This is a genomic window from Flavobacterium sp. UGB4466 (genome assembly GCF_903469665.1).
Classification (GTDB): domain Bacteria; phylum Bacteroidota; class Bacteroidia; order Flavobacteriales; family Flavobacteriaceae; genus Flavobacterium; species Flavobacterium lipolyticum.
In genome coordinates, this window is the sequence record NZ_CAGKLC010000022.1 from 23,396 (window position 1) to 48,613 (window position 25,218).

24 protein-coding genes are annotated in these 25,218 nt (G+C 34.6%); 15 read left to right on the forward strand and 9 right to left on the reverse strand.

The genetic code is table 11. The annotated features are described in order from the left end of the window. Positions 1–10: 10 nt before the first annotated feature. From JO950_RS08310 to JO950_RS08330, 5 genes are all read right to left on the reverse strand, one after another. On the reverse strand, positions 11–2,200 hold the full coding sequence (locus tag JO950_RS08310) for a TonB-dependent receptor (protein WP_202702220.1): 2,190 nt from the start codon (positions 2,198–2,200) through the stop codon (positions 11–13). 284 nt (positions 2,201–2,484) lie between these two features. Next, positions 2,485–2,889, reverse strand: coding sequence for an alternative ribosome rescue aminoacyl-tRNA hydrolase ArfB (gene arfB, locus JO950_RS08315; RefSeq protein ID WP_202702221.1), 405 nt, complete (start codon positions 2,887–2,889; stop codon positions 2,485–2,487). Next, complete coding sequence (locus JO950_RS08320) at positions 2,889–5,003, reverse strand: DUF4301 family protein (protein WP_202702222.1); 2,115 nt, start codon at positions 5,001–5,003, stop codon at positions 2,889–2,891. The genes arfB and JO950_RS08320 overlap by 1 nt, the downstream gene beginning before the upstream one ends. Continuing rightward, positions 4,976–5,587: a nicotinamide riboside transporter PnuC gene (gene pnuC, locus JO950_RS08325; protein WP_202702223.1), complete on the reverse strand. Its 612-nt coding sequence runs from the start codon at positions 5,585–5,587 to the stop codon at positions 4,976–4,978. Before pnuC ends, JO950_RS08320 begins: the two co-directional genes overlap by 28 nt. Before the next feature lie 33 nt (positions 5,588–5,620). After that, the gene (locus JO950_RS08330) at positions 5,621–6,349 is read right to left on the reverse strand and encodes a geranylgeranylglyceryl/heptaprenylglyceryl phosphate synthase (protein WP_202702224.1); all 729 of its coding nucleotides are present in this window, start codon (positions 6,347–6,349) and stop codon (positions 5,621–5,623) included. Positions 6,350–6,430: 81 nt separating this feature from the next. Between JO950_RS08330 and JO950_RS08335 the strand changes: the two genes are divergently transcribed. The 3 genes from JO950_RS08335 to JO950_RS08345 all read left to right on the forward strand — a co-directional run bounded on the left by JO950_RS08335 (position 6,431) and on the right by JO950_RS08345 (position 7,800). Beyond that, positions 6,431–7,027: a Crp/Fnr family transcriptional regulator gene (locus tag JO950_RS08335; RefSeq protein WP_202702225.1), complete on the forward strand. Its 597-nt coding sequence runs from the start codon at positions 6,431–6,433 to the stop codon at positions 7,025–7,027. 81 nt (positions 7,028–7,108) lie between these two features. Continuing rightward, the gene (locus JO950_RS08340) at positions 7,109–7,396 is read left to right on the forward strand and encodes a hypothetical protein (RefSeq protein WP_017497977.1); all 288 of its coding nucleotides are present in this window, start codon (positions 7,109–7,111) and stop codon (positions 7,394–7,396) included. Continuing rightward, complete coding sequence (locus JO950_RS08345; RefSeq protein ID WP_202702226.1) at positions 7,393–7,800, forward strand: group III truncated hemoglobin; 408 nt, start codon at positions 7,393–7,395, stop codon at positions 7,798–7,800. Before JO950_RS08340 ends, JO950_RS08345 begins: the two co-directional genes overlap by 4 nt. A 73-nt stretch (positions 7,801–7,873) precedes the next feature. Here JO950_RS08345 and JO950_RS08350 read toward each other — a convergent pair whose 3' ends face one another. Beyond that, positions 7,874–8,524 (reverse strand): 4'-phosphopantetheinyl transferase superfamily protein, encoded by a 651-nt coding sequence (locus tag JO950_RS08350; RefSeq protein ID WP_202702227.1) that lies wholly within the window; start codon positions 8,522–8,524, stop codon positions 7,874–7,876. A gap of 327 nt (positions 8,525–8,851) precedes the next feature. On the opposite strand from JO950_RS08350, the gene ahcY reads away from it, so the two are divergent. Both ahcY and JO950_RS08360 read left to right on the forward strand, forming a co-directional pair. After that, on the forward strand, positions 8,852–10,168 hold the full coding sequence (ahcY, locus tag JO950_RS08355; RefSeq protein WP_017497980.1) for an adenosylhomocysteinase: 1,317 nt from the start codon (positions 8,852–8,854) through the stop codon (positions 10,166–10,168). 224 nt (positions 10,169–10,392) lie between these two features. Beyond that, the gene (locus JO950_RS08360) at positions 10,393–12,711 is read left to right on the forward strand and encodes a patatin-like phospholipase family protein (protein WP_237732320.1); all 2,319 of its coding nucleotides are present in this window, start codon (positions 10,393–10,395) and stop codon (positions 12,709–12,711) included. Positions 12,712–12,789: 78 nt separating this feature from the next. On the opposite strand, the gene JO950_RS08365 is transcribed toward JO950_RS08360, so the two are convergent. Continuing rightward, complete coding sequence (locus JO950_RS08365) at positions 12,790–14,631, reverse strand: hypothetical protein (RefSeq protein ID WP_202702228.1); 1,842 nt, start codon at positions 14,629–14,631, stop codon at positions 12,790–12,792. 94 nt (positions 14,632–14,725) lie between these two features. Here JO950_RS08365 and JO950_RS08370 point away from each other — a divergent pair, with 94 nt between their 5' ends. The 8 genes from JO950_RS08370 to JO950_RS08405 all read left to right on the forward strand — a co-directional run bounded on the left by JO950_RS08370 (position 14,726) and on the right by JO950_RS08405 (position 20,640). After that, complete coding sequence (locus tag JO950_RS08370) at positions 14,726–15,805, forward strand: hypothetical protein (protein WP_202702229.1); 1,080 nt, start codon at positions 14,726–14,728, stop codon at positions 15,803–15,805. A 125-nt stretch (positions 15,806–15,930) separates the two neighbouring features. Beyond that, the gene (locus tag JO950_RS08375; RefSeq protein ID WP_202702230.1) at positions 15,931–16,770 is read left to right on the forward strand and encodes a hypothetical protein; all 840 of its coding nucleotides are present in this window, start codon (positions 15,931–15,933) and stop codon (positions 16,768–16,770) included. Positions 16,771–16,858: 88 nt separating this feature from the next. Continuing rightward, on the forward strand, positions 16,859–17,191 hold the full coding sequence (locus JO950_RS08380) for a multidrug efflux SMR transporter (RefSeq protein WP_202702231.1): 333 nt from the start codon (positions 16,859–16,861) through the stop codon (positions 17,189–17,191). 75 nt (positions 17,192–17,266) lie between these two features. After that, entirely contained in the window at positions 17,267–17,728 is a 462-nt protein-coding gene (locus JO950_RS08385) for a GNAT family N-acetyltransferase (protein WP_202702232.1), read from the forward strand. 190 nt (positions 17,729–17,918) lie between these two features. Beyond that, positions 17,919–18,764 (forward strand): methylated-DNA--[protein]-cysteine S-methyltransferase, encoded by an 846-nt coding sequence (locus JO950_RS08390; RefSeq protein WP_202702233.1) that lies wholly within the window; start codon positions 17,919–17,921, stop codon positions 18,762–18,764. A gap of 151 nt (positions 18,765–18,915) precedes the next feature. Then, positions 18,916–19,629, forward strand: a complete 714-nt coding sequence (locus tag JO950_RS08395) for a 2OG-Fe(II) oxygenase (protein ID WP_202702250.1) — start codon at positions 18,916–18,918, stop codon at positions 19,627–19,629. Between the two features lie 170 nt (positions 19,630–19,799). Next, positions 19,800–20,045, forward strand: a complete 246-nt coding sequence (locus tag JO950_RS08400; protein ID WP_202702234.1) for an Ada metal-binding domain-containing protein — start codon at positions 19,800–19,802, stop codon at positions 20,043–20,045. Continuing rightward, complete coding sequence (locus tag JO950_RS08405; RefSeq protein WP_202702235.1) at positions 20,032–20,640, forward strand: alpha-ketoglutarate-dependent dioxygenase AlkB; 609 nt, start codon at positions 20,032–20,034, stop codon at positions 20,638–20,640. Before JO950_RS08400 ends, JO950_RS08405 begins: the two co-directional genes overlap by 14 nt. A gap of 17 nt (positions 20,641–20,657) precedes the next feature. Here the strand turns inward: JO950_RS08405 and JO950_RS08410 are convergent, their stop codons facing one another. Both JO950_RS08410 and JO950_RS08415 read right to left on the reverse strand, forming a co-directional pair. Then, positions 20,658–20,978 (reverse strand): MmcQ/YjbR family DNA-binding protein, encoded by a 321-nt coding sequence (locus JO950_RS08410; RefSeq protein ID WP_202702236.1) that lies wholly within the window; start codon positions 20,976–20,978, stop codon positions 20,658–20,660. Between the two features lie 53 nt (positions 20,979–21,031). Further along, positions 21,032–21,787 carry an NUDIX domain-containing protein gene (locus JO950_RS08415; protein ID WP_202702237.1) on the reverse strand — a complete coding sequence of 252 codons (756 nt, stop codon included), beginning with the start codon at positions 21,785–21,787 and terminating at the stop codon, positions 21,032–21,034. A 304-nt stretch (positions 21,788–22,091) separates the two neighbouring features. Here JO950_RS08415 and JO950_RS08420 point away from each other — a divergent pair, with 304 nt between their 5' ends. Further along, positions 22,092–22,349, forward strand: a complete 258-nt coding sequence (locus JO950_RS08420; protein ID WP_202702238.1) for a hypothetical protein — start codon at positions 22,092–22,094, stop codon at positions 22,347–22,349. 316 nt (positions 22,350–22,665) lie between these two features. Next, positions 22,666–24,687: a DUF3857 domain-containing protein gene (locus JO950_RS08425; RefSeq protein ID WP_202702239.1), complete on the forward strand. Its 2,022-nt coding sequence runs from the start codon at positions 22,666–22,668 to the stop codon at positions 24,685–24,687. Positions 24,688–25,218: the final 531 nt, after the last annotated feature.

Here is a 25,218-nt window from a genome sequence, read left to right on the forward strand (position 1 = left end):
TCTTATTTTTTTAGAATTTCAATGTCAATCCGGCTAAGAAATTAATTCCTGCCTGAGGATAATAGGAAGGATAAACATCCCACATTGCTCCGTTTGAAACATATTTTTTATCCAGAAAATTGTTCACCAGACCAGTAATCAAAATTGATTTGAATACTGATTTTGGTTTGATTTCATAAGACACATTCAAATCATTTACAAAATAGTCTGCCAATTTTGCTGCCGGTAATTCAATATTGTTCATGTATTGTTCTCCTACAAACTTCTGCAATAACGAAATGTGCAGATTTTGGATCGGACTGTATACAATAATATTTCCCGCAATTACTGATGGTGAATAAGCGATATTGGTTGTTCCGTAATGTGTACCTTCAACAGCTAAATCTATATTTTTATTACTGCTTAAAGTAAAATTCGGTCTAAGGATAAACTTTTCAGAAAGTTGTATGGTGGCATCAACTTCTAGACCTAAACGGTAGCTTTTCTCAGTGTTAGCACGAATTGGAGCTCCAACATCGTCCAATCTTCCAGTCAAAATCAACTGATCTTTGTAGGCCATATAATACACATTCGAATTCAATTGAAATTTATCTGAATTGAATCTCCAGCCCAGTTCAAAATCATTTAGTTTTTCAGGTTTTACATTTCCACCTTCATAATCGGTTCTGTTAGGCTCACGATTGGCTCTTGCGTATGAAAAGTAAAGGGTGTTTTTTGAATTGATTGCGTAATTTAAACCTGCTTTCGGATTAAAGAAATTAAAACTGTCATCAACCAATCCTGTATCTTTTCCGTTGGCTTTGTACGTTACATTTCTATATTGCAAATCGCCATAAAAACTAAGTTTTTCTGTTAACTGATAATTGGCTTTCGCGAAGATATTTCCATCTGTTTTGGTTGAAAAATCATCATAGTAATGATCTCCCGGCAGCGCCTGAGCAGAATTTCTGGCCCAGATTACTTTACCAAAATGAGCTCCCTCATATTTATTCCAGCCACCGCCTACGATTACGTCTAATTTTTCTTCTTTATATTTTACAGAAAAAGTGGTCCCGTAAAAATCGTTGTCTAACCATTTCTGACGAATTAAATCAGTTCCCGGAACTAATTCTCCAAGGTCATTTTCTACCATTTTAGTAGGCTGAATCGGCCCATACCCTTTAATTGGCTCGTTATATTTGAAGTTTTCGTAGTATCCTTGCCCTTTAGTGTAATGAAGAGCTAAGTTGCTGCTCCATTTATCAGAAATTGATTCACTCCAATGCAATTGATAATGGTTTTGTTTGTAATTATCGGTTTCATTATCATAAAAATGAACATTTCCGGCTTCATCTTTATATTTTCCGGCTGAATTATAAGTACGATCTGAATTTAGTTTTTCAGCATCAATTCCGTTCCAGGACTGGTATGTTCTTTCAGTTCCACCAAAAACCAGCGCCTTAATTAAAGTTGTTTTACCAATATAAGTTCCCTGAAGAAAATACGATTTTAAATCTGAACTTGCACGATCTACATATCCATCTGATTTAATGGTAGACAAACGTCCTGCGAGCTCAAAATGATCATTTAGTAAACCTGTACTGAATTTTACGGTATTTTTATTTGAATTGAAACTTCCATAAGAGCTTGAAATTTCTCCGGTTGCTTTCGTAGCATAATTATCCGTCAGCATATTCAAACTCGCTCCAAAAGCAGAAGAACCATTAGTAGAAGTTCCAACACCTCTTTGCAATTGTAAACTCTCCACAGAAGAAGCAAAATCAGGCATATTTACCCAAAAGGTTCCCTGACTTTCAGCATCATTATATGGAATTCCGTTAATGGTCACATTTACTCTTGTAGCATCACTACCACGCACCCTGATTCCGGTGTATCCTATACCTCCTCCTGCATCAGAAGTAGTTACCACCGATGGCAAATAATTCATTAGAATTGGAATATCCTGTCCCAGGTTTCTAAATTTAATGTCCTTTTTATCAAGATTACTAAAACTTACCGGAGTTTTAGCAGTAACACGAACTGCCGAAACTAAAACATCATCCAGTTTATTCACTTTAGTAGAGTCCTGCCCTTGCGCGAAAGAAAATTGAGAAAAGAAAATAGAAAAAAGAAGTAAGAAAATAGATTTGGTTCTGCTCGACTTTTGAATCTTAGAACCTTTGTAACTTAGCACCTCAGCACCTTTAAAAATAGTTTTCATCCGTAAAAAATTTACGAATAAAAGGGGGAATTATTCTTTTTGTTAAATTAATAAAAGTTTCACGACAAAATATAGTGTGCACGCTAAAATTTGTCGTTTTTCCCTTAGCAACATTACTCGCTCAGGTTCTTTGGGTATGATCTCAGCTCGTTATTTAGAGCACCCCTTTGAGACGATGCAAATGTAATGTTAAAAATTTCAAAAATCAATAGTAATATCAAAATTCAAAATCTCAAATTCCATTTTAAACTGATCTTTTTTTTTCAGGAATTTGGAATTTCTACTTAATCGATATTTGGTTTCTTTCTGGATTGTTTGATTTCCGAAACGTTCTTTTTATCCTTGATACGCTTTTTAATTACCGATTTAGGAATTTTAGTGGCTTTACGAACTTTAGGAACATACAGCCCTTTTTTAATTACCTCTAAAAAGCGTTTTATAACAATATCTTTGTTTTTTAGCTGACTTCTATCTTCATCGCAATTTAAAATCAACATATTTTCTGTGGTTAAACGCGCTGCGATATTCTTTTGCAAAAGCAGCTTTTCTTCTTCAGACAGTGCCTGAGACACATTCAAATCAAAAGTCAACACCACTTTTGATGACACTTTGTTTACATTTTGTCCGCCCGCACCACTGCTTCGTACGGCTTTAAAACGCAACTCTGATATGATTTTTTCGATATCCATTATTGTGGCTGATGTGCAGCTTTTAATAAATCGTTTACTGTTTTCACCGGATTAAAGGTAATTAAGGGTACTGCCACAAAAACAGTAAGCCAATTGGCCATTGCTCCGTTCCAAAGTCCCGGAAGCTCATAACTCTTTACCAATTTCCCATCCACACTTTTTTCGACAATAAAACCAGTGTTTTGATCTACAAATTGCAGTAAATCAAATTTTTCGTTTTTATAATTTTTGATTCCGCAAACTAAATCAACAGGATTAAAATGAGTGGCCGAAGCCAAGATTTCCTGTTGTTTCTTGTTTGTGAGATCGATTTGCGAAGCCTCTACAATCTGCAACGAAACTGATCCTTTGGGGCTCACTACCCAAAACGGACCTCCTCCGGGCTCTCCTTCATTTTTCACCATTCCGCAAACACGAATTGGCCTGTCTAATAAGCTTTTTATCTTATTGATTTTATTTTCGAAAGTAAACTTACTATAGTCACTATTCAACTCAACATTAAGTTCTTTTGATAAAAAGATCACGATTTCTTCAAGATCTTTCTCTCGTATCTCTCCTTTTTCAATTGCATTTAAATAACTAAAAACTTTTTGCTGTATCTTAATTAAAGTCCCTGCTAATGCTTTTTTATACAATGCAATCTGATCCATATGATTTTGAATTACATTGTCAATGTTTTTGACAAAAATAACATCCGCATCAAGTTCATTTAAATTCTCAATTAGCGCACCATGTCCTCCGGGTCTAAAAACTAATTTATTGTTTTTATCCCGAATTGGATTATTTTTAACGTCTACACAAATAGAATCGGTACTTTTATTTTGATAGGAATAAGAGATGTCTATTTTAACTCCCGAATCTTTTTCTATTTTTTCTTTAAGAACCTTTATTTGATTCTCAAACAAACTTTGATGTGCTTCTGAAACGGTAAAATGCAAATTAGAAATCTGATTGGATGAAGCATAGCGAATACATTCGTTCAAATGTTCTTCGATTGGATTTGCAATATGTCTTTTGTATTGATGAAAAGGTAAAACTGCCTTTGGTTTATTTGCAAAATCAAAGTAATCAACAGACAACAATGTTTTTATAAAATAATAATTTTTATGATCCCGATCCAGCATTTCAAACTCTGGGTAGATTTCTTTTAACTTTTTATCAACCGCTTTAAAAAATGCAAATTTCTCCATAGCCACTATAAAAATAGACAGCTCTTTATCGTTTTTACGGTTGATATAAGCGTTGATAGTTTCTTTCTGAATGTCAAACTCATTCAGAAAAGCGCTTAAAAATTTAAACATTCTGCTGGCTGCACCCGAAGCCGGAACAAACTTTTTCAGCTTAATTTCTGATTTTTTAAGATCAAAAAAAGCTGCTTTTTCTTCAAATTCTGCTTCTGATAAACTTAATACACCACTGTCAATTGTGGCCGGACTAATCAAATTAGACTTGTTTATTCCGTTCTTAAAATTTTGCAGTTGCTGTAAAATCTTTTCAAAAGAAATTCCATGTTCGTATATCTGAACAAAATCTTCAGATGAAATACCGTGCTGTTTTGCGACAGCTAATTGCTCTATGATCGCTATCGCTTTAGTCAAACGGCTTTCTTTATCTCCGGAAAGAGTAATAAAAGGTTTTTTAGTATCAATAAGAGTCTGTTTGAAAACTGAAAATACGGTTTCACGACCTTCAGGAGTATCTCTAATGTCATCTTTTTCCCAGGGGATATCAATATCAGTCAGGAAAAATAAATCGTATTCATGCTCTAATGCTGCTTCGTTTAAAAGCGGATCACAAAATCCATAATACATTTCAGAGAAAACCTTTGTCACCATTAAATTGGTATCACAAAACAGATACTTACTTGACAAAGCCTGCTTTTGATTTTCAAGAGCTACTTGCCCGTATGCAATAGGCATCATATCATCGGCTACACAAATGTGCTGGTTCTCTTCCCATTTTTCCTGCAAATAATCGCGTGCGAACTCAGGAACCCATTCGGTTTCATAATATTCTGCAAGTTGTTTTGCCAAGGTAGTTTTTCCTGTGCTTTCAGGACCAAATAAAGCAATTTTTATGATAGCTGTTATTTGCTGTCTAAGATTTTTCTCCATTCTAAATAAGCTGAAATAGCCAAAATTGTAAAAATTAAATACTGCAGTGATAACATCCCTAAACCGCGATAAGCGTAAAGGGGCACCACAATAATATCACCAATGATCCAAAGCGTCCAGTTCTCTATCTTTTTCTTCGCCATGTACCACATTCCTGCAAAAAATATTCCAGATGAAATCATATCGACATAATTGTCGTTTCTAATTTCGTAATCAAAGTATTTATAGATGCCGAAAACTACAAAAACAGTTATAAAAAACAATGCTATTCCAATTATTTTTTCATTGGCATTTGTTCGTGTTATAGGCAAATTGTCTTCAACCGTTCCTCCTTTGCTCCATACATACCATCCATATATACTCATAATCGAAAAATAGCCGTTGATGATCATATCTCCGATATAACCCGCAACATATAACAGATAAACCGAAATAACGGTAGCAATCAAACCGGTTGGATAAACCCAGATATTTTCTTTTTTCGCAAACCACACACTCAAAATTCCACAGATAAAAACTAAAAACTCCACGGCAATATGCCATAAAGGAGTGTTTTTATAACTGTCCAGAAAAAAATCAATCATACTTGAGCAGGTTAGTTTAGGTTGGGTTTTTATTTATGATTCAAAAAAATGGCTGTCATTTTCAAAAGCAGTTCCAATAACTACTAAATCAGCACCGGCATTATATGCCTTTTGAATTCCATGCAAATCTACAATTCCTCCACCAACAATTATAGGAATCTCAACATTTTGAGCAATTAGCCGTATCATTTCTAGGGGCACTGCTTTTTTTGCACCACTTCCCGCCTCCAGATAAATCAATTGGCTTCCTAACATTTCTCCTGCCTGCGCTGTTGCCAAAACCAGATCAAAATTATCCCTTTCCAGTGGTTTTGTTTTGCTTACACGGGCTACAGCAGTTTCATTGCCACTTTCAATCAGAATATAACCTGTCGAAATAACTTCTAAATTTGTCTTTTTTAAAATTGGAGCTGCCTGAACCTGATACTCTATTAAATAATCAGGGTTTCGGCCTGATAATAAAGATAAGAACAAAATCGCGTCTGCCTGAGGTGAAATCTGCGAAGGATCACCCGGAAATATAACAACGGGTAAATTGGTTTCTTGTTTTAATTTAGATATTAAATCTTCTAAAATTGTTGCCTGCACAATACTTCCTCCTACAAAAATATGTGTTGCGGGAGATTGATTTATTTTAAGCAATAAATGATCTAAATTTTCCCAAACAATTTTATCCGGATCTAATAATATGGCCAGTAATTTTTGTCCTTTACTTTTAGCCTCTAAAATTTCCTGTCGTAAACTGAGTAATTTTTGTATCATAGTGGGCGTAAAAGTAAAAGTTTTTTGATGTAGAAGAACTATTTTGAATGAATTATATTTGTGTTATAGTTAAACAAAATTATGATTGCAATTGATCTGCTGCAGAAATATGGTGCTTTGAGAAAGTCTTTCGCTAAAAATGAAATTATTTTTGAAGAAAACAATCTGCCCGCGCACTATTATCAGATTGTTTCCGGAGAAGTAAAAATGAGTAATTATAACGATGACGGACGTGAATTTATTCAGGGTATTTTTTACAAAGAACAGCCTTTTGGAGAACCTCCTTTATTTTTAAATCAAAAATATCCGGCAAATGCCATTACTGTTGAAGATTCGGAAATCCTTCTTCTTAACAGAAATAGTTTCATGAAACTGCTAGGGGAAAATCCGGACATCAGTCTTAAAATAATCGAAAATCTGGCGCAGCGACTGTACTATAAATCGGTTATGGCGGCAGAGATGTCTACTCAGGAGCCGGAGCATCGCATTTTAAAACTAATCGATCATGGAATTGTCTATTTCAATTTTAAAAAAGACGCAAATGGATACCTCATCAATTTTACAAGACAACAGATTGGAGATCTGACCGGTTTGCGTGTTGAAACGGTCATCAGAACCATAAAAACTCTGGAGAAAAAAGGTTTTTTAAAAATCATAAACAGAAAAGTATACCGATAAAATAGTTCAGTTTATATGATTTAAATCATAAAATGCATCCCTATAGTGCCTGTACCTTTGTAGTATAAAAATCTCAATATCATGACACTATATCAAACAACATTCGAAAATTTCAATAAAAACTATATGGGTTCAGCTGCAATGGCGGTAATTGGTCAAAGCTGCTTAGGTGGTGCTGCGGCCATGTACGTTCTGGCTAACGGAACCTCAATACCACAAATGATACAATTGGCCATTATTGTTTTGGCCTGTGTCTTTGCCAACACTTCTATATTGGCACAAATGAAGCATAAAACGGTTTTTAACCTTATTATTGCAAGTGCACTTTTAAGTGTGTTTTTTATTCTTTTAAATAGTTTTATTCTATGAAAAAACAAATAGAGAATCGAGAAGATGTCGAATTTTTAGTCCATCAGTTTTATGCTAAAATAAGAGCCGATAATGAAATCGCCTTTTATTTCAATTCTATGATCAAAGATTGGGATACGCATTTAGAGAAGCTCACCGATTTTTGGGAAAGTAACTTATTTGCCGTAAGGAAATATAATGGTAATCCGCTTGCCGTGCACAATGAAGTCGATTCGCATTTTGAAGGAAGAATCACCTCTAATGAGTTTGGAATCTGGCTGAATCATTGGTTTCAGACTTTAGAAGAACATTTTGAAGGCGAAAATGTCGAAACGTTAAAACGACGCGCCCGTAAAATGGGAACTTTTTTGTTTCTGAGTATGTTTGAAAATCGAAAAAAAATAGCAGAAGCTAGCGCTGAATAAATTGCTTTTTTTGTGATTACGAGACTCTAGAGAAATGACAAAACTGTAAAAAACTGAAAACTGAGACTGAAAACTACTTATCAAAAGCATAAACCAAAGTAAAGTTCTGCCCTGAAGTATTCGATTTAATTTCTTTATAGTACACGTCAAAATCTACTGCGAGATCATTAAAATGAAGACTGGCTTCGGTTTGATTTTTATCTAACGAAAACGTATTTACACTAATATGATCTTTAAAACTGATTCCTTTTTCGTTTCTGATTTTAAAAATAGCTTCTTTGGCTCCCCAAATTACTGTCAATTCCCTGATATAATCGGGAGTATTTTGAGTGTCTAGATAACTGTTTTCGGTCTCTACAAATTTGTCTGCTATTCGAAGGATTTTGTCGCGTTGCAGCTCCATGTCGATTCCTACTGTTTTATCACTAATTATAATCGCTGCAAAATCATGTGAATGCGTGATGGAGATATGATTTTCGCAATTGAAATAGGGCTTCCCAAATTCGTCGTAGTGCAAGTCCTGATCTGTAAAACCCATTTCCTGGATCAGCATACGGACGCTCAAAAAGGCGCGTTGATGCATTACAGATTTCATCCCGTTCAACCTCAACTGTGTTTTCTCTTTTAATACTACATTGCTCACTAACTCCTCAAATGATTCTGTTATGTGCCAAACTAAGATTTTAGTCGTTTCGTTGAATTGTATGGTTTCAAATAAAGGCATTCTTTTTTAATTATGAGTTATGAGTTTTTAGCTATGAGTTGTTTTCCTGATTTGAAAACGAAGTTTCTTATTTAATGTCTCGTCTTTTAGCCCTGATGGGAACGGCATCCTTTTGCAGTCTCGTTTTTTTTACGAGACTGCAAAAGATATAGTGGACAGCAGGATTAGCTTCTTATTTCGACTACGCTCCATATAACAGCCATAGTAATCAACTAATATTCTAAAGATTAAGAAATTAAACATTTCACAATTCTGACAGAAAGTAGTCTAAATTAAAAACCTATTCCGTAAATTTGCAAAAATTTTACAATTACAAATATACTATAAATGAGTACTACAACTACGCCTTTTGTGGCTTTCAAAGTAAAAGACATCTCTCTAGCGGCTTGGGGAAGAAAAGAAATTGAATTGGCTGAAGCTGAAATGCCAGGTTTAATGGCGCTTCGTGCTGAATATAAAGACGAACAACCTTTAAAGGGTGCTCGTATTGCAGGATGTTTACACATGACGATTCAAACTGCTGTTTTGATCGAAACTTTAATTGCTCTTGGTGCTGAAGTTACCTGGTCTTCTTGTAACATTTTCTCCACTCAGGATCAGGCTGCTGCTGCTATTGCTGCTGCAGGAATTCAGGTTTATGCCTGGAAAGGTCTTGATGAGCAATCATTTGACTGGTGTATTGAACAAACTTTATTCTTTGGTGAAGACAGAAAACCATTGAACATGATCCTTGATGATGGTGGAGATTTAACAAATATGGTTATTGACCGTTTCCCTGAATTGGTTCCTGGAATTAAAGGTTTATCTGAAGAAACGACTACTGGTGTTCACAGACTTTACGAAAGAGTAAAAGCCGGAACTTTACCAATGCCTGCAATTAACATTAACGACTCTGTTACTAAATCTAAATTTGATAACAAATACGGTTGTAAAGAATCTGCTGTTGATGCTGTTCGTCGTGCAACTGACTTAATGTTGGCTGGAAAAAGAGTTGTAGTTTGTGGATATGGTGATGTTGGAAAAGGAACTGCTGCTTCTTTCAGAGGTGCAGGATCTATTGTAACGGTTACCGAAATTGATCCAATTTGTGCTTTACAAGCTGCAATGGACGGTTATGAAGTTAAAAAATTAAACACTGTAATTGCTAATGCTGATATCATCATTACTACTACAGGAAATAAAGATATCGTTCTTGGAGAGCACTTCGAGCAAATGAAAGACAAAACTGTTGTTTGTAACATCGGACACTTTGATAATGAAATCGATATGGCTTGGTTGAACAAAAACCACGGTGCTTCTAAAATCGAAATCAAACCACAAGTTGACAAATATACTATCGCCGGAAAAGACATCATCATTTTGGCTGAAGGGCGTTTAGTAAACCTAGGTTGTGCTACAGGTCACCCAAGTTTTGTGATGAGTAATTCATTCACCAACCAGACTTTGGCTCAAATCGAATTATGGAACAACAGTGCTGCTTACAACAATGACGTTTATATGTTACCAAAACATTTAGATGAAAAAGTAGCGGCCCTACACTTAGCTAAATTAGGAGTTGAGTTGGAAGTTCTTCGCGAAGATCAGGCTGCTTATATTGGTGTTGAAGTTCAAGGTCCATTCAAACCAGAATACTACAGATACTAAATAATTTTAGATTGAAGATTTCTAATTTTAGATTCCTTCAATTGCCTATTAAAACCCGACAGATTTAAAAATCTGTCGGGTTTTGTTTTTAAAAACCTTAGAAGACAAAAGATCTTTTTATATTTGAACAAAACATTTTCTTAAAACTTTACTTTTTAAAAATAAGCCCTTAATTTTAACCACAAAATAAGCCTTAGTTTCTCAACTACTTAAACAACGTAATTTTGAAAAAAACACCTTATTTCTTTATCTTATTTTTTTTACTTACAATCTCTCAGATTGGTCTTTCGCAGGAAAAGAAACCTAAAGTCGTTTTAGTATTAAGTGGTGGTGGAGCAAAGGGAATTGCACATATTCCGCTTTTACAAAAACTGGATTCTCTACACATTGTGCCTGATCTTATTGTTGGAAATAGTATGGGAAGTATCATTGGCGGTTTATATGCCATGGGATATTCCGGCGATAGTATCGAAAAAATCACCAAGAATATTTATTGGGACAAACTCCTTGGCGGAGGTCAATCATTACAATCTGTAAGTGCAGAAGAAAAAAGAGAATTCCAAAGATACTTGGTCGGAATAGGGATTAAAGATGGAAAACTCAATAGTGTTGGTTCACTTTTAAATGATCAAAACCTAAGAGAATCCCTTTCTGAATTGACCTTTCCTGTATATAATGTCAGAGATTTTGATAGCCTCCCGATACCTTTTAGAGCTATGGCTACCGACTTAGTTGAAGGCAAGGAAGTTATTTTAAGCAAAGGCAGTTTAGCTTATGCCATGCGAGCCAGCATGTCTTTGCCTGCTATTTTCAAACCAGTGCCTTACGAAAAAACCATATTAGTAGACGGAGGAGTATTAAATAATTTCCCGACAGATGTGGCCAAACAAATGGGTGCCGACATTATTATTGGCAGTGATGTTGGTGGAGGAATGCAGCCAATGGGGAAACTGAACAATATTATGATGATATTAATGCAGACGAGTATGTTTCCGAGTAATGTTAAAAACCCGGCAAATCGCGATCTGTGTACCATATTAATCGATCACATGCCCAACCTGCGTTTCTCGACAGCTGACTTTGCAGCTAGTAACGAAATTTATAAAGACGGTAAAATAGCCGCAAATCAAAATCTTCCGGCTTTAATTGCTTTAGCAGAAAAGTTAAAAGGATTCCAGCAACGAACGCACAAATTGCCCTATATGCCCAAAGAATTTGTTCTTGACACCATAATTTATAAAAAAATAAGTCCGGAAAATCTCCCTCTGGTAGTGGGAAGAGCAAATCTTAAACCCCATGTAAAATATACCTCCAAAGATTTAATTTCAGGCATCAACAGAGCTATGGGTACGAATCTTTTTGATGAAATTGGATATAGCTATTTCATCAAAGATGGTGATAAACCCGGAGTTACATTATTTGGATCTGAGCGTGCTAAAAACCAGCTAAACACCTCCGTACACTACGACACTTATAGAGGTGTTGGTGTTATTTTTAACTACACCGCCAGAAACGTTCTTGCCGATGCTTCCCGTCTTTTGGTTACTGCCGATATAGCAGAACAACCAAAAGGCAGAATCAATTTTCAGAAAAATTTTGGAGGACGCAGAGAATGGTGGTGGGGAACGGAACTTTACGGAGCTTTTCTAAAACAGGAAATTTATCTTAATGGCAAAGCCTCAGATAATATCCTTTACAATACATTTGAATTTAACAATGAAGTAAACAGAAATTTAAATTCGCTGAAAAGCTATTTTGGTTTTGGTTTAAACTATCACTACACCTACTTCAAACCAAAATATGAACGGGAATACAATCCGAACGTAGTTTCACTAAACAACTACAGCTCTAATAATATCGAATTCAACATGCATTATTCCTATAATGATATGGATAAAGTTTTCTTTGCTACAAACGGAACCATTATAAAATCAAATATAACGCGATCATTCCTTAGCGATATCAACGCCTCAATTTCCTCCCCAGATGTCATGCGTCTTTCCGGCTCAACAAATAATTACACAAAATTTGGTTTAAGCGTTGAAAAGAGGTTGCCCATAAAAAAGAAAATTACAGGAATCGTAGGATTTGATGCTTGTTTTATTTTTCAAGATCAACTCAAAGACAATCAAATTTCGTTTTTCGATTTTGGTTATGCAACAAGATATTTTCTCGGTGGTATTATCCCAAGTTCCGGCAGTAATCGCTTTTCATTCCCGGGTTTACATGAAGACGAACTCAATGTTACACAATATATGGGGCTTAAACTCGCCTCGCAAATAAATATTACCGGAAAAATCTATCTGACCCCTCACATTAATATTGCCTCTGTAGGTTTTGACACTTTTGGTAATTTCATCGACCATGCCTTTAAACCAAAAGGAAATTGGGATCATAATTTCGAAACCAGCCTTGTGCTATCGGGAGGAGCTGCTATTTCCTATCAGTCCATTTTAGGTCCAATTCACTTTGATACTTCATGGATCAATAATATCGACAAAGTCCGATTGTTTTTCAGTGTCGGATTATCACTTAATCCATAACACACCAATAATCTCAAATAGCTTTCAAATCCGACAGGTTTTTAAAAACCTGTCGGATTTTGTTTTTAATACTACTTCTTATTCATAGACAAAAATTCGCTCAACAAAATTGGCTTCTGGTTTTTCTGAACCCAGTCCGCCCTCAAAAAACATTTCGGTCCAGTTTTTTTGATTATCGATTTTAAGATACTCTAATTTTGTATCCAACTTAATTTTACCATCCCCAAAAAAAGAATCGGAACTTGATTCTTCAATTCTTCTATTATCGGAGTTGTATTTTCTATAAATTACCATTTCATTCAAATACACAGAATCCTCTTTATTATTCTTCAAATGTTCTTCTATAAGATTTCCTCTTTCATCGTACACCAATACATCCTCAGACTCCGTAATTTGTGCTTCTCCTCCCTGATAATCATAAGAAAAACTTGTTTTTATAATTTGATTTTTATCGTATTTATATTTCACCAAACTCCTTAAAGTATCATTCTCCGAAAAATAACTTTTCTCTTCTACTAATTTTTTATCCGGTCCGTAGCTGTAAATTGTTCTTCCGGTAATCTTTTCATCATCGTCGTAACCTATCGATTCTATCTTTTGTTTTAAGCTATTATACTTGTTCTCCGGATAATCAGACTTTTTGGGAAATAATTTATCTTCGACAAACTCCCCATTAGAATTCTTTTTATAAGTGGTATAATTTTGCATTTTACCTTTTACATACTTGCCATTCTTTTTTGTTGCATAGTAAACGTTCTCGGTATATTCTTTAATGTTTCCGAATAGTTTTTCATTCCAATCTGCAGATAATTGTGGGGCATTGTAATCTTCTGTCCTCATTTTTTTAGGCTCAGGCTCTTTCAGATTCGGAATCATCTCAAAAGACCTGTTTATACCATAAACAGGTTCATAAAGAATGAAATCATTTTTAATTGGAGCAATAGTCTGAATAAAGATGTACTTTCTTTTTTCATTTATTACCTCATCGATCGTAAATGTTTTTTTAAATTCTTCAAAACTCATCGTAGGGGTGGCTTTAAAAGCCTCAAAAACAGGTTTACTTATATTACCTCTTATATCACTAAGACCTGCTCTTTCATCATTGATTTTTTTATTTTTCTTCTTTAGATCTTCCATCTCCTTTTGACCGTAAGTAATCAATACATTGCCCAACTCATCATAATTCACCAAGCGCATATTAATTTCCTGATCACTATTCGGATCGACAGCCTCAATCAAAATCACATTGTTTATAACATCCACTAACTTGTACTCGTTATTATTCAGTTTAAATGTGCTTCCTATATCTTTTTTAGAAAGCTTTACCTGGGAATAATCTGTAATGAATTTAATATTGTAAACTACACTTCCATTAATCTCAGAAAGTTCGTTATTGTTTTTAAAATTTACAGCATTGTTTATCTGATCCTGCTTCCGCAGCGTAGTAAAATTTAAATTAATCTCTTTTCCGTTCTTGTATTTGTACAAAACCTCCATTCCAAAAGAAGTCCCACCAATATGCTGAATTTCAATCAACTCTTTTTTCGAATTAAACAGCTTACTTGTTACGGGGTGAAAGTCTACAATAGTAGTTTCATCATTTTCTTTAAAATAAGAAGGAAAACGAGAAGTAAACAACAGGTCGTATCCATATTCAGATTTCTCCAATTTCAACACTCCTCTTGAAATAATTGTATCTATAGAAGAGTTTATCACCTCCATCGATTGAATTGCTTTTTTTTGAATTTCATCCATTTTTCGATTTACTTTTTTAAACGGAAAGTCAGGAGTCTTAAAAATTTCTTTATTTATGTTATAAGTCATTTCATAAATCATGTCTTTCTCCTCTTTACTGGGTTGTTTTTTTTGAGAAAACACTGAAAGACTAAAGCTCAACAAAATCAATACAATTCTATTCATCTATTTTTTCTCGAAAAGTACTGCTTTTCCTCTCAACTATCCAAGGTCTATTTTTAGAAAATGTTATTCTTATCTTTACTGGAAATTTGTCTTTATGAAACGATTTCTTGTTTTTTGCCTATACTTTTTTACTAATTGTGTTATACTCGCACAAAAAAAAGACCTTTGGGTTTCATTTTGGGATAAAGACACTACCCATATTGGATTTAAAGACGCAAACGGAACTATCAAAATACCACCAAAGTTTATGGGATTCACTACTGCCCGTAAATTTGACAAAATTATTGCCGTAACCGAAGAAACCGGTGAAAGCTGGAAGAGCTATTATCTGACCAAATCCGGTAAAATAGTGGGACGTGACAGTCTCTATATTTTTGACAATGGTCCTGATTGTGAAAATGAAGGTTACATCAGATTTACAGACCGAAAAACAGATAAAACCGGAATATTTAATAGTGAAGGCAAAATTGCAATTCCTGCTGATCATAGTGCTTTATCAAAAGTTCAAAATGGAATGATTGTAGCCTTAAAAGGTGCCCTAAAAAAACAGGACGGTGAACATTTTTTCTGGAGTGGAGGAAAAAGATACCTGATAGACCATAACAACAAAATCTTAATTGAGGATTTCAAAGACAATACTGATCTTAACTTTTATTCTTTACAAAAATCAAAAGTCCCTAATAAAGAAGAAACAAGAGAGAATTTTGCCGGCGTTGGCGGTGCGTATTATTCTTTTATTAATTGCGATAAGGAATTTAAGTGGTGGTTAAAAAACAATTTACTTTCTGATTTATCCAAAGAAAATTTAATGAAGAGCTCCTTTGATAAAATCACCTACTGGAAAGAACCAAATGGATGGAAAAGCGAATCAAAGACAAAATTTATTGAAGAAAATTATGCTCTTTTAAAATCAAAACTTCAACAGCTTAAAGCTTCCGGAACGGATTATTTTATTTCGTCTGATGGGTTGAATCCCTTTATTTTTGAAACGAGCGAATATGGTGAGTACTTTAATAATTGTAATGAGCCTAAAGAATGGATCTATCCCGTTAAGAACATTATTATTAATTCAAGCGATACAGCCGATTTTAAACAGGATCATTTTGAATTTCTCCGAACCGAAAAGGGTTACAAACTGATAAGTGTTTCTGTTGCGAAAGAGGAGCTGAAATAACTTAAAATTTTCAAATCTAAAATAGCTGAAATACCTTTTTATTTTGCAGGTTAATTCTGAAATATATCAATACATTTGCCGCAGAATAAAACGAATAACCAAACCTAAAAAAATAAGATTTTAAAATGAAAATACAATTACTTACTACTAGTTTGCTCCTACTTATTACAACAGTTTCTTTCTCTCAAAAAATATCCGTTAGTGAGATCAATGAAAAAAGATCTACATCAGATAATTCATTTAGCAACGAATGTGAAATTGAACTAAAAATATCCGGGGATGAAGTACGAAAATACAAGTTTGTAAAAATTAGTAAGATCACTAAAGCAATAGACGATCAAGGTATAGATTTATTAAATGAAGATGAAAAAAGTAATGATTATAGTAAAATAGATCAAACAGCTAAAATTAAACTAGAAATTAAAATCCCTGCCAGAAAAGCTAAAACTATCAAGGAACTGAGCGGCGAAGTGAGTCTATATAACCCAAATCAGGCCAATGGAAGTGAAATAAAAATTGCCAATTATCAAAACAAAACGAATGTCAATCTTTTACCTGGCAAATCCGGAATAGAGATTATTTACTTAACAAAAGAATCTTATACAAAATATGTTCAGGAAAATAAGAACAAAAAAGAAGAAGAACTAAAAAAACTTCCTGAAGCTGCAAGGCTAATGGCTCAGGGACTTTTAGGTGCCTTCGATGGTCTTTTTAGCTCTGGCGACACTGATGATAATCAAGTGTACTTCTATGTAAATGGAGATAAATCTAAATTTGTCGATTTATATTTCGAAGATACAGCTGGAAAAAAAATAGAACGAAATGGAAGTATGAGCAGTAACAGTTTGTTTACTTATTATTTTGAAGAAAAACCAAACCCTAACTGGAAATTAGTCATTAATATCGAAAGCGATAAATCCATAAAAAAGATCCCTTTTAAACTAGTTGATATTGAATTGCCGTAATTTAAAAATACAATTAGTTTTTCTATACTATTCCGTAAATTCATCTTTTCACGTCAATACAAAGGTTAACTTTACAAAAAAACGAGATATGAAAAACTTTTTCTTTTTAGGCATTGCTATTCTCTTTGAAATCATAGCTACTTCGGCCCTAAAAAAGTCTGAAGAATTTACAAAACTGATTCCAAGTATTGTAACCATAATTGGTTACTGTGGTGCATTTTATTTTTTAAGTTTTGCCATCAGAACCATTCCGGTCGGAATTGCTTATGCCATCTGGTCGGGAGTTGGGATTGTACTGATCACCATTATCGGTGCTGTTTTCTTCAAACAAATCCCTGATTTACCAGCGATAATTGGATTAACATTGATTATGGCAGGTGTTATTGTCATTAATGTTTTTTCTAAAACTACCGCGCATTAAGGTATTTTAAATCAATCATTGATACTATCAAATGACATTATAAAAACACTCCTTACACTATAAATCAAAAATTTAATGAATTTCAGAAAAGCAACAATTTCAGACTTAATGGAAATGCAGCAATTGTATACCGAAACCATACAATCGGTCTGTAAAAACGATTACGATCCAAAGCAAATTGAAGTATGGATTTCGGGTGTACAAAATACCGAGCGTTGGCTAGACGTTATTCAAACACAATTTGTTTTGCTGGCCATCATTGAAACTAAAATAGTTGGTTTTGGAACTTTGAAGAACGGCAATTATATTGATTTCTTTTATATCCACAAAGACTATCAAAAACAGGGAATTGCCCATAAGCTTTTAAATGAATTGCTACTTGAAGCCCAAAAGCAACATCCAGAAACCATTACCTCCGACATTAGTATTACAGCCAGACCTTTTTTTGAAAAAAGCGGTTTTGTTGTAAAAGCCGAGCAGGTAAACATTCGATCCGGTGTTGAGCTGATTAATTACAAAATGGAAAAAGAATTGTAACGGTAATTGTTTCAGGTTTCAAGTTTCAGGTTTCAGGTTTCAAGTTTCAGGTTTCAGGTTTCAGGTTTCAGGTTTGAGCAGAATGTGAAACTTGAAACTTGAAACAAAGTCAACAAAAGTTACTTCCGCAAGTTTCGGATTTTATACCCGCAAAAACGTGTCGATATTTGCCTTATAAAATGAAACGAAGATGAACACACAGGAAAACATTAATTATAATCGAATTGCTGAAGCGATTGATTATATCAAAGCCAATTTTAAAGCGCAGCCCAATCTTGATGAAGTTGCCGAAAAAGTGCATTTAAGTCCTTTTCACTTTCAACGTTTGTTTACCGAATGGGCAGGCACAAGTCCGAAGAAGTTTTTGCAATACATAAGTGTTGAACATGCCAAGAAAATACTTCAGGAAGACCACCAGGCTACTTTATTTGATGCTGCTTTTGACACCGGTCTTTCGGGAACCAGCCGTTTGCATGACTTGTTTGTAAACATCGAAGGTATGACACCAGCCGAATATAAAAATGGAGGAAAGAACTTAGAAATTAACTTCAGTTTCGCCGAAAGTCCGTTTGGAAATATCATTGTAGCCTCAACACTTAAAGGAGTTTGTTTTATGGCTTTTGCCGAAAACGAAGGAATGGGTTTTGAGAATTTAAAACAGAAATTCCCCAACGCCACATTCTGCAGAAAGCTGGATCTGATACAACAAAATGCATTGTTTATTTTTCAAAATGACTGGAGCAAATTATCCGAAATTAAACTGCACTTAAAAGGCACCCATTTTCAATTGAAAGTTTGGGAAACTCTTTTAAAAATCCCAATGGGACAACTTTCTACTTATGGTTCAATCGCACAGCAAATTGAGAAGCCCAATGCTTCCCGTGCCGTTGGTACCGCTATCGGAAGCAACCCTGTCGCTTTTTTAATTCCTTGCCACCGTGTAATCCAATCCACAGGAACCTTCGGGGGATATATGTGGGGAAATACCCGTAAAACGGCCATTATTGGATGGGAAGGCGCACAGATAAATCCATAAATACCTTATTATTTTTCCGCCACAAATTCACGAATCATTCTTTTACATTTAAAAAAAATCTATACTGTAGAATAAGTTTAATTCGTGAATTACTTCGTCCGGTCGCTATCGCTCGGGCCGTGGCAAAAAACAACCTCAACTTAAAATCATGATGCAAAACATATCCACAAAAATTGCTTCCCTTCATTGGGACAGCATCACCGAATCTATGCACGAAAACGGATTCGCCATTATTTCAAATCTGTTAGATAACGAACAATGTGAAGCTCTAAAAGCCGATTATTCAAAGTCCGAATTATACCGAAAAACGGTCGTCATGGAACGCTATCGCTTTGGTCTGGGGGAGTACAAATACTTCACTTATCCCTTACCCGATCTGATTCAGAACATTCGTACTTCCATTTACCCTAAACTCGCTCCTATCGCAAACGCCTGGATGAAAGCACTTACTATTCAGACCGTTTTTCCGGATACGCATCAGGAATTACTGGAACAATGCCATGCCAATCATCAATTAAAGGCAACTGTTTTAATCTTAAAATATGGTAAAAGCGGTTTCAATACACTGCATCAGGATTTGTACGGAGATGTTTATTTTCCAATTCAGATTGTTCTTTTCCTGAACGAACCCGATGAAGATTTTACAGGCGGGGAATTTGTACTGACACAGCAAACACCAAGAGCACAATCCAAAGCTATTGTACTGAAACCTAAAAAAGGAGACGTTTTAGTTTTTACCACCAATTTCAGACCTGTGAAAGGTTCCAAAGGATACTATCGCGTAAACATGAAACATGGTGTAAGCGAGATTCATTCTGGCGAACGACATACGTTGGGAATTATTTTTCATGATGCGCTATCGTGAGTATTTTTTTCTGCCACGGCCCGAGCGATAGCGACCGGACGAAGTAATTCACGAATTATGTTTTTTAAATCTGTGCGTTTATTTATTCGAATTCATTCAAATAATATCAGATAAAGCATGTAAAAGAATAATTCGTGAATTCGTGGCTAAAAAACAAAACACAAAACAATATGCTTAAACATAACAAAATTCAAGATTCAGATCTTCGAAATAAAATTAAAAAAGGCGAAATTTGCTTTGGTGGCAACCAAAAACTAAAAATCTATGGAACGCTAAAATGCAAATCCGGAAAAAGAATGAAACGCGAAAACAGGGTTTTCTTTTCAACCGAGGACGAAGCCGTAGAAAACAATTTTCGACCTTGTGGACATTGCATGAAAACCGAATATCAAAACTGGAAAAATGGACTTATTTAATCCGCATACAGACGAAACAACGAATCTGCTTCCTAAAGACGGAACGGTTAATTATTATGGAAAATTGTTTTCGAGAGAAGACTCCAATCATTATCTGGAGGTTCTTTTAAATACTATTGAATGGAAAAATGATGAGGCTGTTATCTTTGGTAAATTGATTTTAACCAAACGAAAAGTGGCCTGGTATGGTGATTCAGGTTTTGAATACACGTATTCCAATACCACCAAAAAAGCGCTTGCATGGACTCCGGAATTACTAGTACTAAAAGCGGTGATGGAAGAAAAAACGGGAGAGACCTTTAATTCCTGTTTGCTCAATTTATATCATTCCGGTGAGGAAGGAATGGCCTGGCACAGTGATGCTGAAAAAGATTTAAAAAAGAACGGTGCCATTGCCTCGGTAAGCTTTGGCGCTGAACGAAAATTTGCCTTTAAACACAAGGAAACCAAAGAAACTGTTTCTTTAATTTTAGAACACGGAAGTTTACTGGTTATGAAAGATGCTACCCAAACGAATTGGCTGCATCGTTTACCTCCCACAAAAACGACTTCAAAACCCAGAGTAAATCTGACGTTCAGAACTATTGTAACTTAACAGTACATTCTCACTTCTCACTTTTTCTTAAAAGCTACATTTTGATAAGAAAGAATCAAAGCGTCTTCAAACATTTCCGGTCTTGCTTTTGAAAGCTCTACAACGGTCCAGCCTTGTTTACCCCACTTATTGGGAACCGGATAAAAAATCAATTCACTTGAAGCGCAAAAAACGGACTGATCGATTTCGTTCAATTTTAAAACGGCTGTATTGTTCTTTTCTTCAAAAGTGGCAAATATTTTTTTGTTGATTCGAAAAGAAGTTTTCTCAAAATGAGGCTCTTCTGTGGCGTCCGGAAATGACAGCGCAAGGGTTCTGAATGTTTCAATTGTGACCATATTTCACTCTTTTTTTAAAATACTATTGCTCAAAATTGGTAAAGTCTTGCCTCTTACCACCCCTGATTCAGTCCGTTTTTAAGAACCTCTTTGTATTTATCTGTATCAAAAGTATATAAGTTTGGGGCTTTGTGCGCCACATTGCTTTTCTTTTCGTCCAGTTTATTCAGAATTCCGATATTGGTAATTTTACGCAGAAAGTTTCGTCTGTCTAATTTTCGATCCAAAATCGTTTCATACAGCTTTTGCAGCTGTGGAATTGTAAATTTTTCGGGCAACAGATTGTAACCCACCGGCATTAAATTCAACTCGATTCTAAGAGTATTCAGGGCTTTATCCAGAATTTCTCTATGATCCAGGATAAGTTCGGGAACTTCTTTATGATCGATCCATTCTATAATCTCCTGACTGTTTTCTTTTTGCGGAACTGCTTTTAAAAAATCGATTAAGGCATAATACCCAATGGTTATAAAACGCTGAGTAAACCATTTTCCATCTTCTCTGGAAATATCATAGTGATCCAGTACGGCATTCCCAAAATCCAGATCGTTTCGTTTGACGCGGCCAAAAGTAGCAAACTGTCTTAAAAAAATCCCCTGCATTCCGGTACGTTCCTTTAAAACGGTCACGGCTGCGGTGTCAATATCTTCTTCAATGGGTATAAATCCTCCGGGCAAGGACCATTTTTCATCAAATGGAGTTTTAATGAGTAAAACTTTTAGCTGATTGTCATGAAATCCAAAAATGACACAGTCAATTGAAAGTCCGGGCTGGTAATTTTCGCTATTTTCTATTATCTTTTTTGGCATTTAACGTTTCTTAAATCAGCATGCTGTTCTTTAATATACCTGCAATTTAATGCATTTTTATAAATCCGGAACATTTTTGCAAAAATGAGCTTCTGTTTTGATAAGAATTCTTTAAAAAAACTCCCAGGTTAACTATCACAATTTTTACTTAAAATGAAAATCGAATTAAAAAAATAATTACATTGCGTCATAATAACACATTTAAAAAACGTTTTGTTATTTTCACAACAAAAACACACTGTAAATCAGCATACTATTTACCGTTTTTAATCCAACAGGAACGCAGAACTTTAATGCAGGAGATATGATTACCAATCCGTTAAAAGACATCAATAAAAAAATAAGAAATAAAATCTGGACTTCTTTCGGGTTTGTTTCTAAGACTTATCTTCTTGAAGCTTCTTTAAAATATAGTGAAGAGCAGGAAAGAATTTTTAACGAAATGATTGTTGAAACGGAATCCAAAGATAAAAAAGCAAAAAGCGAAGCTTATGACAAGGCGTTATATGCTTCTTACAAAGGAATTGGCGCCATGGATTTTATCAACACTGTTTTAAAATAATTCTCCTTCAATTATTTGACTATTTAAGTTCAATACAAAAGTTTCCTTTATTTTATTCTTCGCAATAAAAACGAGGTGGTTTATCCCTTAATTTCTCTTATTACTTTTGGAATTCATTTTCCTAATTTCCTTAATTCTTTCAGACCTTTTTTAAATTATTTAAGGTGATATTTCTTCAAAATCAAATAATAAATTTATTTATTGTAAGAAAACTGAACTTATCCTAATAATACATTCGGTCCCTTTAGATATAGACAAAAAGCTATATTTTTGTTATAAACCGAAGATTTTACCTACTTCATTTAAAAGCCTTATTATGGAACAAGATATCCAGTCAGAAATTTACAAAATTCAAAAGCCTGAACCGTGGGCAAGTGACCTTAATGACAACCAGCTTATAGATTATATCAAAGAATCTGAATTCTCTCAAAAACAAGCAGACGAGGGACGTGACTATTGTTATTTTTTAGATAAAATTTATTATACCAATGATAACGAAAGCAGCGAATATGCTTGTGTGGCCTATACTTTAAATGAGCCTGCCAATTTGGAGAAAGCTTCTGCTGTGGATGTTGTGTTGGAAGAAAGTGAAACTTATGTGATACACCGAATCAGTGTTTTAAGAGACGGTGTTTTAGTAGACAAAATTCCCGATACTAAAGTTAAAATACTGGACAGCGAAAATCAAAGTGGTGGCGGTGTTTTAAGCAGTAACAAAAAGATTAATATTACGATAAAGGATCTTCGGTTGTATGATATTTTGATTATGGAAGATTCCAGAATTAAAATATTTACCGAGCGTGATTTTCTACGCAAAGAATTCTCCAGATATGTTTGGGTAGGTCCTGACAGTTACTGGGCGTATGGAAAGTACAAATTCACTTTTATCAACGATCGCGAAAAGGCAGTTGCTTACAAAAAATCGTTCTTTAGAGATGAAGACGGAAATGTACTGGAACCACAGACAGCTTATTTGCAAAAGGGGGAAAAATATGTAAGAGAAGAAGAGAATTACATCAATTTTGTAGATTCAAACCGTGAGGTTTCTTCGTTTATAGATTTTGCCACGGCTGCCGACTGGAAAGAATTATCCAATTACATCTCTCCTATTTATGAGACTATTTTCGAAAAATCTTCTTTAGCAGAATTTGCTCCGGAACTGGTTGAAAAACTGGACAAAATAGGTTCTAAAGACGATCAGTTGCAATTTGCTATAGAATATGTTCAAAACCATATCAATTATATTTACAATGCCGATGAAATGAATGGCCACAAGCCACAGGAGCCTGCTGTAACGTTTACTAACAAACAAGGCGACTGCAAGGCTAAATCGGTTTTACTAAAAGTTATTTTAGATTATATTGGTATTGATTCTTCGATTATTCTGGTCAATTTCGGTACTGATTTTTATATCAAGCATTACTTACCGTCGTTACTGACTTTTAATCACGTAATTGTAAAGATCAATTACAAGGGTGAAAGCTACTTTGTTGATGCCACATTGCGTGATGAATTTGGACTGATTGAAAATCGTGGTTTTATTTTCTTCCTGCATTATCTGGAAGTGAAACCTAATTTGGAATTACAACATAAACCTCCTCATCGTTTCCCTTATTATGCACTTGATGAAAAATCAGAGCTTGTTGCCGAGAACAATGTTGGTAAACTGAAACTAACGACCGTATACAAAGGAAATCGTGCCAACAGCATGCGCAGGTATTTCAAAAACACTAATAAAAGAGAGATCATTGACAGCTGGAACAATTTCTTTTTTTATACCTTAAATTATACGAATGACAGAAACGGAACTGATCTTCGAAAGATTTTTAAAGATGCCGTAATCGAAATTGTCAGTGATGATAAAAAACTGAATGAATTTAAAATTGAATATCAGACTACTATTGAAAACCCTTATTTCTCAGACGGGAAAAACAATCGTTTCCTGATGTATTTTGACTCCAATATTGTGAAAAACAGAGCAAGGGATTTTATGCATAAAGACATCTCTTTCTGGCACAATTTTGACAATGAGCGATATGAAATCACTCTTGTAACGGATCAAAAAATTGATGTTAGCGAGAAGTTTACGATACAGGAAAGTACGATCAACAATGCTTACTTTGATTATGTGAGCCGTAAAAAGATCAACAAAAACGGAGGAACTATTTACATCGACTATAAACCACTGATTAACTTAGAAATTCCTGAAAAAGATTTTGAAGATTTCAGGGAGGCCCATAACGAGGTAGCCGACAGTAATTTTGGAATTGGGGTAGATATTATAGAAGATGGTTTATTGAACAAGCTGAAATTCAATTTCAAAAAATTAGTAAAATAATCATACAAAAGGAGGTTAATTATAGCCTACTGTCTCAACACAAATTACACGAATTTGCACAAATTTTAATCTGTTAACCTTGTTTGTGAAATTAATTCCACAAACAAATTAGTGATAATTCGTGCAATTCGTGTTATTTTTTATACTTGTGTCGACACGGTAAGCTGTAATCTATGTTTTGATGATTGGAATGCTCAAATTTTAAACACATAGAAACATAGATTTCTATTGCTAAAAGAGGATGCAAAAAAGAAATAAATTTCTTTCATCCCGATACATCGGGACGTTTTATTTAAAGTGAAACGCCTTTTTTAGGGATGCAACACCTATGTTACTATGTGTTAAAATAAATGACACCAAAAAAAGGAGGAATTGTAGACCATATCTAAACACAAATTACACGAATTTGCACAAATTTTAATACGTTAACCTTGTTTGTGAAATTAATTACACCAACAAATTAGTGATAATTCGTGCAATTCGTGTTATTTTTTATACTTGTGTCGACACGGTAAGCTGTAATCTATGTTT